This window comes from Pseudoduganella sp. OTU4001, from assembly GCF_038440195.1.
GTDB lineage: Bacteria > Pseudomonadota > Gammaproteobacteria > Burkholderiales > Burkholderiaceae_D > Rugamonas.
In genome coordinates this window covers 108,264-119,615 of sequence record NZ_JASATG010000001.1, presented here as the reverse complement: position 1 = coordinate 119,615, position 11,352 = coordinate 108,264, and the positions used below count along the sequence as shown (strand labels likewise).

11 protein-coding genes are annotated in these 11,352 nt (G+C 66.4%); 6 read left to right on the top strand and 5 right to left on the bottom strand.

All coding sequences use genetic code 11. The features are described 5' to 3' along the window. Positions 1-60: 60 nt before the first annotated feature. A complete protein-coding gene (locus AAHE99_RS00500) occupies positions 61-1,563 on the top strand; it encodes a thymidine phosphorylase family protein (RefSeq protein WP_342113295.1) in 1,503 nt (500 codons plus the stop codon). A 3-nt stretch (positions 1,564-1,566) separates the two neighbouring features. On the opposite strand, the gene AAHE99_RS00495 is transcribed toward AAHE99_RS00500, so the two are convergent. Beyond that, entirely contained in the window at positions 1,567-2,322 is a 756-nt protein-coding gene (locus AAHE99_RS00495; RefSeq protein ID WP_342113293.1) for a substrate-binding periplasmic protein, read from the bottom strand. Between the two features lie 42 nt (positions 2,323-2,364). On the opposite strand from AAHE99_RS00495, the gene AAHE99_RS00490 reads away from it, so the two are divergent. Beyond that, on the top strand, positions 2,365-3,855 hold the full coding sequence (locus AAHE99_RS00490) for an AMP nucleosidase (RefSeq protein WP_342113291.1): 1,491 nt from the start codon (positions 2,365-2,367) through the stop codon (positions 3,853-3,855). 3 nt (positions 3,856-3,858) lie between these two features. Here the strand turns inward: AAHE99_RS00490 and AAHE99_RS00485 are convergent, their stop codons facing one another. Continuing rightward, positions 3,859-4,605: an SDR family oxidoreductase gene (locus AAHE99_RS00485; RefSeq protein WP_342113288.1), complete on the bottom strand. Its 747-nt coding sequence runs from the start codon at positions 4,603-4,605 to the stop codon at positions 3,859-3,861. A 68-nt stretch (positions 4,606-4,673) separates the two neighbouring features. Here AAHE99_RS00485 and AAHE99_RS00480 point away from each other — a divergent pair, with 68 nt between their 5' ends. After that, positions 4,674-5,690: a GlxA family transcriptional regulator gene (locus AAHE99_RS00480; protein ID WP_342113286.1), complete on the top strand. Its 1,017-nt coding sequence runs from the start codon at positions 4,674-4,676 to the stop codon at positions 5,688-5,690. On the opposite strand, the gene AAHE99_RS00475 is transcribed toward AAHE99_RS00480, so the two are convergent. Next, on the bottom strand, positions 5,654-6,229 hold the full coding sequence (locus AAHE99_RS00475) for a CPBP family intramembrane glutamic endopeptidase (RefSeq protein WP_342113284.1): 576 nt from the start codon (positions 6,227-6,229) through the stop codon (positions 5,654-5,656). The genes AAHE99_RS00480 and AAHE99_RS00475 overlap by 37 nt on opposite strands. A gap of 68 nt (positions 6,230-6,297) precedes the next feature. Here AAHE99_RS00475 and AAHE99_RS00470 point away from each other — a divergent pair, with 68 nt between their 5' ends. Together AAHE99_RS00470 and AAHE99_RS00465 are read left to right on the top strand one after the other, a co-directional pair. After that, a complete protein-coding gene (locus tag AAHE99_RS00470; protein WP_342113283.1) occupies positions 6,298-7,872 on the top strand; it encodes a S10 family peptidase in 1,575 nt (524 codons plus the stop codon). 21 nt (positions 7,873-7,893) lie between these two features. Continuing rightward, positions 7,894-8,244 (top strand): EF-hand domain-containing protein, encoded by a 351-nt coding sequence (locus AAHE99_RS00465; protein WP_342113281.1) that lies wholly within the window; start codon positions 7,894-7,896, stop codon positions 8,242-8,244. Here the strand turns inward: AAHE99_RS00465 and AAHE99_RS00460 are convergent, their stop codons facing one another. After that, the gene (locus AAHE99_RS00460) at positions 8,245-9,465 is read right to left on the bottom strand and encodes a L,D-transpeptidase family protein (protein ID WP_342113279.1); all 1,221 of its coding nucleotides are present in this window, start codon (positions 9,463-9,465) and stop codon (positions 8,245-8,247) included. Further along, positions 9,465-10,460, bottom strand: a complete 996-nt coding sequence (locus AAHE99_RS00455) for a L,D-transpeptidase Cds6 family protein (protein WP_342113875.1) — start codon at positions 10,458-10,460, stop codon at positions 9,465-9,467. Before AAHE99_RS00455 ends, AAHE99_RS00460 begins: the two co-directional genes overlap by 1 nt. 264 nt (positions 10,461-10,724) lie before the next feature. On the opposite strand from AAHE99_RS00455, the gene AAHE99_RS00450 reads away from it, so the two are divergent. Further along, positions 10,725-11,321, top strand: coding sequence for a hypothetical protein (locus AAHE99_RS00450; protein ID WP_342113276.1), 597 nt, complete (start codon positions 10,725-10,727; stop codon positions 11,319-11,321). Positions 11,322-11,352 lie beyond the last annotated feature (31 nt).

Below are 11,352 nucleotides of genomic sequence, written 5' to 3'. Positions count from 1 at the left end.
TTTGATCCAGGTCATTCCGCATCCGGCTCCGATCGCCTAGGCTGCCAAAAAGGAGGGAATATGGCTTATGCATTGCGCGCCAGGCGCCTTGGCATCGATACCTACCAGCAGCCGGTCGCCTACATGCGGCGCGATTGCGCGGTGTGCCGCGCGGAAGGGTTTGAAGCGCAGTCGCGCATCGAGCTGCAGTGCGGCGCCAATATCGTGGCCGCCATGCTCAATGTGGTCGATGGCGGCCTGCTGGAAGGGCAGGAGGTTGGCCTGTCGGAGGCGGCGTGGGAAGCCCTGGGCGCCGCGCCGGGCATGCCGGTGACGGTGCGCCACGCCGCGCCGCTGGCTTCGTTCAGCGCGGTGCGCGGCAAAATCCATGGCCGGCCGCTGGACGAGGCCGCGGCCCAGGCCATCGTCGCCGATATCGCCGGCGGGCGCTACCCGGACATCCACCTGTCCAGCTTTATCACCGCCTGTTCCGGCAACCGGCTCGATCTGGCTGAAACCATCGCGCTTACGCGCGCCATGGCCGGCGCTGGCGAGCGCATGCAATGGCCGGCGCCGGTGGTGGTGGACAAGCACTGCGTCGGCGGCCTGCCCGGCAACCGCACCACGCTGCTGGTGGTGCCGATTGTCGCGGCCTGCGGCATGACCATGCCCAAGACCTCATCGCGCGCCATCACGTCGCCGGCCGGCACGGCCGACACCATGGAAACCCTGGCCCCGGTGGCGATCGGCATCGATGCCATGCGGCGTGTGGTGCAGCGCGAAGGCGGCTGCATCGTGTGGGGCGGCAGCGTGACCCTGAGCCCGGCGGACGATGTGCTGATCCGCGTTGAGCGCCCGCTGGAACTCGATAGCGATGGCTTGCTGGTGGCATCGGTGCTGTCGAAGAAGCTGGCCGCTGGCGCCACCCATGTGCTGATCGATATCCCGGTCGGGCGTACCGCCAAGGTGCGTTCCGGGCAGGCGGCGCAGCAGCTGGCCGCGCGGCTGGAGGCGGCCGGGCAGGCGCTGGGACTGGCGGTGCGTTGCGTTGTCAGCGACGGCAGCCAGCCGGTGGGCGTCGGCATCGGTCCGGCGCTGGAGGCAATGGACGTGCTGGCGGTGCTGCAGGGCAGTGCGGCGGCGCCGCAGGATTTGCGCCAGCGCGCCCTGGCGCTGGCGGGCGGCGTGCTGGAACTGGGCGGGCGCGCGGCGCCGGGCGCGGGCCTGGCGCTGGCGGCCGAGGTGCTCGATTCCGGCGCGGCATGGAATAAATTCCAGGCGATTTGCGCGGCACAGGGCGGTTTGCGCGAGCCGCCGCTGGCGGCCTGTTCCCATGTGCTGGAGGCGCGCCACGCCGGGCGCGTGGTGGGCGTCGACAACCGCAAGCTGGCCACGCTGGCCAAGCTGGCCGGGGCGCCGCGCGCAGCCGCTGCCGGGGTGCGTTTCCTCGCCCCGCTGGGCAGCAGGCTCGCGGTGGGCCAGCCGATGCTGACCATCCATGCCGATACGCCGGGCGAACTGGCGTATGCGCTGGAATACGCGCAGGCGCAAAGCAACCTGGTGACGGTGGAGGATAGCAGCTAGCGGCTAGCGGCGCGCAGGCTCGCTGCGGCCGGTCACACTGGCGATGGCCCGGTTCAGGCGCTCCATGGTTTCGGCCGGGACGTCGCGGCTGCAGACGAAGTAGCGGCGCAGGCCCGGCGGCATGTCCTGGAAATCGATCAGCACCAGCGGCTGCAGTTCCGGATGCTTGGTGCGCAGGTAGCTGTAATCCTCGCGGTCGACGAACAGGTAGTCGGCGCGGCCCAGGGCCAGCATGCGGAACATGGCCGAGGTTTCGACCGTGCGCCGCATGATGCGGTTGTCGCTGGCGGCGATCATCGGGTCCAGCACATGGCCGTAGGAGACGCCGTCAATCACCGCCAGCGTCAGGCTCTTGTCGGCCAGCAGGGAAGTCAGGTTGGGGTGGGCCTTGATGCGCGCCGCCACGGTGGGGAGGGCCAAAATGGCGTGCGGCTGGTCGGTATGCACCGGCAGGCTGTATTGCGCCACCGCTTCGCGCTCGGGAATGCGGTACCAGCTGATCGAGCAGTAATTCTTCACGCCGGTGGCGAAATTGGCCCAGATGCGCTTTTGCGGCTCGTTGACGAAGCGCGCAGGCACGCCCGCCGCGGCAAAGATCTGCTTTGCGCGGTCCAGCATGAATCCTTTGGCGACGCCATTCTCGAAATAGTAGTAAGGCGCTTTCTCGCGCCAGGAGACGGTCAGCGTTGGTTCGGCCTCTGCCGCCACCGTCGCGCTGACGGCGGCCAGCAATCCAATGAAATATTTCTGCCACATCATGCAATTATAATAGGATGTAGCCAGCAGAAAGGAGTTTGCACGATGTCCAGCCGCCCTCACGTAGCACCCCAGATGTTTGATGACCCTTCCGCGGCACTGGCCCAGGTCCGGACAATTTACGATGACAGCATCCGCTTCCTGCGCGAATCCCTGCAGCGCTTTGTCGAAGGCGAAACGCCGGCCGAGCGCGTGCGCGCCTGCTACCCCTATGTGCGGGTGCAGAGCGACACGGTGGTGCGCGCCGATTCGCGCCTGTCGTTCGGCTTTGTCGCCGGTCCCGGCGCCTTCGAGACCACGCTCACGCGGCCTGACCTGTTCGAACGCTATTACACCGAACAATTCCGCCTGCTGCTGAAGAACCACGGCCAGCAGCAGATGCAGATCGAGGTCGGATTGAGTTCGGAACCGATCCCGGTCCATTTCTCGTTTGCCGAGCATGACCATATCGAAGGCAGCATGAGCGCCGAGCGCCGCCTGCTGATGCGCGACGTATTCGACCTGCCCAACCTGGCGGCAATGGACGATGGCATCGCCAACGGCACCTACGAGGCGCCGCCGGGCGAGGCGCAGCCGCTGTCGCTGTTTACCGCGCCGCGCGTCGATTACTCGCTGCAGCGCCTGCGCCATTACACCGGCACCTCGCCCGAGCATTTCCAGAAATTCGTGCTGTTCACGAACTACCAGTTCTACATCGACGAATTCGTGCGCCTGGGCCACGAGCTGATGGCCAGCCCGGACAACGACGGCTACGTGGCCTTCGTCGAACCGGGTAACCTGGTCACGCGCCGCGTGGGCCATGCCATGCAGCCGGGCGACGAATTCGGCGCAGCGCCGCCACGCCTGCCGCAGATGCCGGGCTACCACCTGGTGCGCGCCGACGGCAGCGGCATCAGCATGGTGAATATCGGCGTCGGCCCGGCCAACGCCAAGACGGCCACCGACCATATCGCGGTGCTGCGCCCGCACGCCTGGCTGATGCTGGGCCACTGCGCCGGCTTGCGCAACACGCAGCAGCTGGGCGACTACGTGCTGGCGCACGGCTATGTGCGCGAGGACCATGTGCTGGACGAGGACCTGCCGCTGTGGGTGCCGATCCCGGCGCTGGCGGAAGTGCAGGTGGCGATCGAGGCGGCGGTCAAGGAAGTCACGCGCCTGGACGGCCACGATTTGAAGCGCGTGCTGCGCACCGGTACCGTGGCCAGCACCGATAACCGCAACTGGGAATTGCTGCCGCAGCGCACGCCGGAGCGCCGTTTCAGCCAGAGCAGGGCGGTGGCGCTGGATATGGAAAGCGCCACCATCGCGGCCAACGGCTTCCGCTTCCGCGTCCCTTACGGCACGCTGCTGTGCGTCAGCGACAAGCCGCTGCACGGCGAAATCAAGCTGCCGGGCATGGCCAACCAGTTCTACCGCGACCGCGTCGACCAGCACCTGCGCATCGGCATCCGGGCGCTGGAGCTGCTGCGCGGCCTGGGATCGGACAAGCTGCACAGCCGCAAGCTGCGCAGCTTTGCCGAGGTGGCGTTCCAGTAAGGCCTAGCGTTTCAGCCACGCGTCGTAGTGGATGGCGCCCAGGCGCGCCTTGCTGCCGGGGGCGGGCACCAGGCTGCCGTGTTCCAGCACGGAGCCGAAGTAGCGCGCCTGCGGGTCGGTGGCGATCGGCCGCTGCTCGCCGGCGGCTGCCAGTGCGCGGCGCACGATCTGCTCCAGCGGGAAGGCTTCCGGGCCCGCCAGTTCCGCAATGCCGTTAATGGGCGTAGCCAGCGCGACGTCGGCCAGCGCGGCCGCCACGTCGTCCGCCGCCACCGGCTGGATCAGGGACGGCGACAGGCGGATCGTGCCGTCCACTTCCGACGACTGGCCGATGGCGGCCAGGAATTCCATGAACTGGGTGGCGCGCAGGATGGAGTAGGGCACGCCGTTTTGCGCGATCAGCTCTTCCTGCGCCAGCTTGGCGCCGAAGTAGCCATTTTCCGGCAGCCGGTCGGTGCCGACAATCGACAGCGCGACATGGTGGCGCACGCCGGCTTCCTTTTCCGCGCGCCCCAGGTTGCGGGTGGAACGCTGGAAGAAGTCCAGCACGTCGGCGGGTGCGAACGATGGCGAGTTGGCCACGTCCACCACCACCTGGGCCCCGGCCAGCGCCGCGGCCAGGCCGTCGCCGGTGACGGCATTGACGCCGGTGCCGGGCGATGCGGCCAGTACTTCATGCCCTTTTGCCTGCAGCAGTTTGTCCAGTTTGCCGCCGATAAGCCCAGTACCGCCAATGACTACGATTTTCATGCTGCTCTCCTTGCAAGGTGTGAATACTGCGTTGACACTACATCTTAGGACGGCCAAAATCGGCTGTAATGACGAATACCCCTTATTTCCTGCCAAAGCTGTCCGGCGAGCGCCTGGTGCTGTTCCTGGCCTACGAGGATGTGGGCCTGCTCGACCTGACCGGGCCGCAGACCGTGTTCTGGGCGGCCGACAAGCGCATGCGCGCGCGCGGCCTGCCGGGCTATGCGCGCCAGGTGGCCAGCCTGGCGGGCGGCATGGTGCGCAGCGCGGAAGGCATGGCGCTGGACACCGTGCCGCTGTCCTCCTTCCTGCTGGAGCAAATCGACACCATCATCGTGCCCGGCTCGCCCGATATGCCGCGCGTGCAGCCGCTGCTGCGTGAACTGAGCGACTGGATTGCCGGTGCCGCCGAGCGCGCGCGCCGCACCGCATCGGTATGCAGCGGCACCTTCCTGCTGGCGCAGGCGGGCCTGCTCAACGGCAAGCGCGCGGCCACCCATTGGGCCATGTGCGACCTGCTGCAGGAGCGTTTCCCGGCGGTCGATATCGACCGCAACTCGCTGTTCGTCAACCAGCATGCGGTGTGGACCTCGGCCGGTGTAACGGCGGGCATCGACCTGGCGCTGGCGCTGGTGGAGGGCGATTGCGGGCATGACGTGGCCATGCAGGTGGCGCGCGAGCTGGTGGTCTTCCTCAAGCGCCCCGGCGGCCAGGCCCAGTTCAGCGAGCTGCTGCTGGCGCAGGAGGCCGGCGGCGACGCCTTCGAGCGCCTGCACTTGTGGATCATGGATAACCTGGCGCTGGACATGCCGGTGGAATTGCTGGCCGGCCAGCTGAATATGAGCCCGCGCAATTTCGCCCGCGTCTACAAGGAAAAAACCGGCCGCACCCCGGCCAAGGGCGTGGAAGCGCTGCGCCTGGAAGCGGCGCGGCGCATGCTGGAGAGCTCTGCGCGCGGCGTGGAGCAGGTGGCGCGCCTGTGCGGCTTCGGCAGCGAGGAGCGCATGCGCACGGCGTTCCAGCGCACCCTTGGCGTTTCGCCCAGCGATTACCGCAAGCGGTTCGCTCCTTCCGCAATACGCTGAACCAGGAGCAGCCCGACGATATCGATGATGGTGTGCGCCACCACCATTGCCAGCAGGCCGATATATTCGTAGCCGAAGCCAAACATCAGCGCCATGCCGAACACGCCGCCGGCCTGCAGCAGCGTGGCGCCGTCGAGGCGCCTGAATTCGTAGGCCCGCACGTGCGCCAGCAGGAACAGCAGGCTGGCGCCCCAGATGCCGACCAGCGGCTGCAAGGCCGCGCGGAACAGGATCTCTTCCGATATGCCGGCGCCGAGCGAAATCCAGAGCGGGTTCCAGCCAGACAGGTCAAGCCGCGAATAGCTGGCCGTGGTGCGCTGCACCGCTTCGGCGGCGGGCCTGCGCAGCGTGGTGATGGCCGAGACCAGGCTGACCGCGAGCCCCAGCGCAGCACCCAGCCCAAGCTGGTCCTGCCACGGCATGCCCACCGCCAGCGCCTGCGGCAGCGGCAGGTCCTGCCCGAACTGGATAATGGCAAGGCCGATGGCCGCCAGCACAGCGCAGCTGAGGAGTTGTGTGCGCAGCGGGTATTTTTCCATTTGGGGAATTGGCAATGCTAAAAAGATAACTATAATATAAGCAGGACGGAACCGACAGGAGAATCGCGATGGCGCGCAAATGGGTAAGCACGTTGGCAGTGGCCGCTGCCCTGGCCGCGTGCGGCGGCGGGGGAGGCGGCAGCAGCGTCGCCCCGCCCACACCCACGCCGCCCACACCGCCGGCGCCCATCGTGCCGGGCGCGATGGCCGATCCCATTGTGTACAACGGCGCCGCCACCGCATCGCTGGCGGCCGCCAACGAATCCTCGGCCACGGCGCACGGCCAGCTGACACTGAACGGCGCGCGCTACGACTACACCGCCACCACCGGCCACCTGATCGCGCGCAATGGCGCGACCGGCGCCGCCTCGGTGTCCTTCTTCTACGTCGCCTACACGCTGGACAACCAGCCCGCCGCCAGCCGGCCGGTCACCTTCTTCTACAACGGCGGCCCCGGCTCGGCTTCGCTGTGGCTGCATATCGGCTCCTTCGGCCCCAAACGGGTGGTGGCCGACCAGCCGGGGACCACGGTGCTGCCGACGCCGGCGCAGATCGTCGACAACGCCGAAAGCCTGCTCGATATCAGCGACCTGGTATTCGTGGACGCGGTCGGCACCGGCTATTCGCAAGCGATCGCCCCCAACCGCAACCAGGATTTCTGGGGTGTCGATAGCGACGCCGCCTCGCTACGCGACTTTGTGCAGCGCTATGTCGCCGCCAACAACCGCCAGGCTTCGCCCAAATACCTGTTCGGCGAATCGTACGGCGGCCCGCGCACGGCGGTGCTGGCCAACCTGCTGGAGACCGCCGGCGTGCGGCTGGCCGGCGTGGTGCTGCAATCGCCCATCATGAACTACAACAGCAACTGCGGCGTGTTCGAAGCGGGCGGGCCGGACGAAGTGAGCTGCCAGGGCTATGTGCCGACCTACGCCGCGATCGGCGCCTACCACCAGCGCGCCAACCCGCTACCGACGGACCTTAGCTCCTACCTGCAGCAGGCGCGCAATTTCGCGGCCGGCGCCTACCGCTCCGCCATGACGCCATGGCTGGCCACGCGCACAGCGCCGCCGGCCGCCGTGCCGGTGCAGCTGGAAGCCTTTACCGGCATCGGCGCCGCCACCTGGCAGGCCAACCTGAACATCCAGCCGGGCTACGTGCAGCGCAATATCGTGCCGGGCAATATGCTTGTGGGGCGCTACGACGCGCGCGTGCTGGCGCCGCAAGCGAGCCAGCTGGCGAGTGGCGGCGATCCCTCGCTGGCGGTGGTGAACCAGGCTTTTGTGAGCGGGGTGCGCAGTTATCTGAGCGATGTGCTGCACTACACGGCCGGGTCGGTCTACCAGCCTTTCAATGACTTGGTCGAGAGCTGGAATTTCAGCCACGACGGCAAGGCGGTGCCGGATACGGTGCCGGACCTGGCTTCCGCCATGACGCTGAATCCGGCGCTGAAAGTGCTGTCGCTAAGCGGTTATTACGACCTGGCGACGCCGTTCCACCAGACCGAGCTGGACCTGGCGCGCCTGGGCGCCAACCCGAATATCGTGGTCCGCAATTACCAGAGCGGGCATATGGGCTACCTTGATAACACGGCACGGCGTGCCGCGCGCACCGACCTGGGCGCGTTCTACCAGATGGGCAAGTAAGGGAGAAGTAAGGAGATGGAAATGAAATTTGCAATCGCAGCTTTCGCAGTGCTGGCGGCGACGGCCACCATGGCGCAGGCCGCGGAAGACGCGCCGCTGCTGCCGCGCACCGAGCCTTACGTGCCGAAGGCGCAGCGTATCCCGTCGCGCGAAGCGCCCGCCGCCGGAGCGGAGCTGCGCGCGCAGGCCATGGCCAGGCTGCGCGAGCGTTTCGACGCCGCCGACAGCGACCAGAGCGGGACGCTGACGCAGCAGGAAGCCGCCAAGGCGGGCCTGGGCTATGTTGAAAAGAATTTCGAGGAGATCGACCGCGCGCACAATGGCGCGGTCACGTTTGCGGACGTGCAGGCCTTCCTGCGCCGCCGCAAATAATCAGATCAGGCTTTCGAACACAATCTTCCACGACCCGCCTTCACGCGCCCAGTACTGGCGCTTGCGCTGGGTGGAGCGGGTCTTGCCGATCTTCGATTCCAGGGTGAAGGTGCTGACCAGCATATCGTCGCGGCTTGGGTAGCGGAAGATGGTCATTTCGCTGAGCGTGACGCTGAGGCCATTCACGCTGGCCAGCGGGCGCAGTTCCTTCTCGAACCAGGTCTTCAGGTTTTCACCTTCCGCCGATTTGAACTTGCCGGAGTAGTTCTTCAGCAGGCGCTGGTTGTCGGCGCTCACCAGGTCGGCGCGCCATGCTTCCACCAGGCGGGCCGCGGTATCGCGCTCCGCATCCCATTTGGCCTTGCTGACGAATTCCTGGTGGTCGGCGATCACCACCGGCGTTTTGCCGATGTCGACCGATTCTTCCAGGCGGCGCAAATCGTCGTTGGTCAGCACCACGCAGCCGTCGGAGGCCAGCGGCGGGCGGCTGTAATTGTCCGACGGCGTGCCGTGCAGGAAGATGCCGGAGCCGCTGCGGCCATTCAGGCGGTCCCACTCGTTCGGGTAATTGATGCGCAGCGCGCTGGCGCCGTAGAAGTCGGGCAGCTTGGCGCCGGAGACGCGGCCGGTAATGTAGTACACGCCGAGCGGGGTTTTCTGGTCGCCTTCACGGAACTTGTCGACGCCCAGCTTGCCCTGGGTGATGTAGTAGTCGGTGATCAGGCGCAGCTGGCCGTTGGCGTTCTGGTAGACGTAAAGGCGCGATTGCGTCGCATCGACCACCAGCACATGGCGCATATCGCCGCGCAGCTGCAGCACGGAGCGCGGCAGCAGGTCGGCGCCGGGGCGCGCCACCAGCGATTGCAGGCGCACGCGCGCTTCGTCGCGCAGGTCTTTCAGCTTGTCGGCCGGGGCGTTCAGGCCGGCGCCCATCTGGGTCACCGGTTTGGTGTGCATCAGCAGCAGGTCGCCGCGGATCATGTGGCCGACGCGGAAGTTGGGGTAGGCTTGCACCAGCGCATCGGCCTTGGCCATCGCTTCATTGAGCTGGCTGGCGCGCAGGTCCTTGTAGATCTCGAGCAGCATGATTTCCGCATCCTGCCGCGCGCGCGGGCTCTCGGCTGGATGGATGGACTTGGCCATGCCCGCCGGCGCCAGCAGGGCGCACGCTGCCAGCAGCGCGGCGGCTGCCCCGATACCGGCCCGTTTCGACTTCACCATCAGCTCCCCGACTGCTCTTGCTTGATCAGCCAATTCTTGCCTTGCTTCTCCAGCACCAGCGTTTTGCGGCTCGTGGTGCTGAGGCGGTCCGAGACATACTTCTGTCGGAATTTCACGGTCGCGGTATTGCCGTTGACCGTGATTTGCGGCGACTCGATGGTCACCTTGATATGGTCCTTGCCCTGGATACGGTTGGTGCGGTCCGCCTCCCAGGCCTTGCGGTTCTGGCCCTTCGGGGTCTGGAAATTGCTGCCGTATGCGTTCAGGTAGCCTTTCATGTCCTGCGAGCTCCAGGCTTTCGCCCAGGCGCTGACGGCTTTACTGACGTCGTCCGCAGCGTCGTCGGCTTTGATTTCTTTTTCGGCCTTCTTCGGCGGCTCAGCCTTTGGTTCAGGCTTCGGCTCGGTTTTTGCCAATTGTACCGCTGGCGCTGCCGGCTTGGCTGGCGCCTGCGCTGGTGCCGTGACGGGCGGCGCCACCTTAGCCGGCTGCGGCGCGGCCTGCGCGACGGCTGGCGCCGGAGCCGGCGCAGCTTGTGCCGGCGCGGCCGCTACCGCGACCGGCGCCGCGCCATTGCCGCCCTTAGGCGTCAGCGTGCGCACCATGGCCAGCTTCGACTTTGGCGGCGCCGGCTGGTTGGTGTCGAGCAGCTGCATCGCCTTATCATAGGACTGGCTGGCCAGCTTGGCATAGACGTCGCCCAGGTTTTCATGGGCGGTGGCGTAAGTCGGGTTGGTGCGGATAGCGCGTTCCAGCGAAACCCGCGCCTTGTCGTAATTCCCGGCTGCCGCATGCAAGACCGCCAGGTTGTTATAAGGCTCCGGCAACTCCGGATAATCTTCCGTCAGCTTTTGGAAAACATTAATTGCATCGGCGGTTTTGCCCTGTTCGGACAATATCATTCCTTTGAGAAATCTCAACTGGGCATCTTTCGGCCGTTGCGACAGAGCAACATCAACCTTCGCCAAAGCGGCGCCCAATTGACCGCCACGCATCATCTTATTGATGTCGGATACCTCGTCGGCATGCGCACTGCTCAACGCAATCAATAGCGCAGCCCCTAGCGCAAGGGCGGAACGAGAGGAAAATTGCAAAGCCTGCATTTATTGTTTTGCCGACGGGAAATAAAGCCACATTTTATCAAATATCAGGCGCGTGAATATACTGAAGGTATGGACTTGAACATTACGCAAGAGGCCGACGGATATACCGCCGAGGGCTTGCCGCTGAGTATTTTTACTCTTGGTAACAGGCACGGTATGACGGTAAAGATCAGCACGCGCGGCGGGGCGCTGCTGAGTGTGCATGTCCCGGATGCGCATGGCGTGCTCACCAATGTCCTGCACGGCGGGCTGGCAAACGGCGGCATCCACCTGCTACCGGCGCCGGGCCGCGCGCTGCATCGCCTGGCATGGCACGCGGTGCCGCTGGTGGAAGACGCCAGCGTCGGCGTACGGCTGGTGAGTCCCGGCGCGCCTGCCGTGGTGGCGATCTACCGCCTGGATGACGCCAATGCCCTGACCCTGCACTGCGAGGTGGCGCTGCAGGCGCCGGCGACGCTGTGCCTGCCGATCTGCTTCAACCCGGGCGAGCACCGGCTGCGGGTGTCCGGTGACGGCGAGCATCCGCGTTCGGTCAGCGAGCTGCCCGCGACGGCGCGCTACCTGGCCGGGGAGGACGGCCTGCGCGCTGTGCTGCTGCTGGCCGATGGCCTGGCAGGACGCCAGCTGGAACTGGCGGGCGACCTGGCCAGCCTGCGGGCCAGCACCAGCGAAATACCGGGTTGCCTGCTGCTGGAACCTGCACTGGCAGCGCCCGGCGGGGAAGTGGCATTCCGGTTCAGCGCCCAGGCTTAAGGTAAATACAATGTTAATATCGTGACTCCGC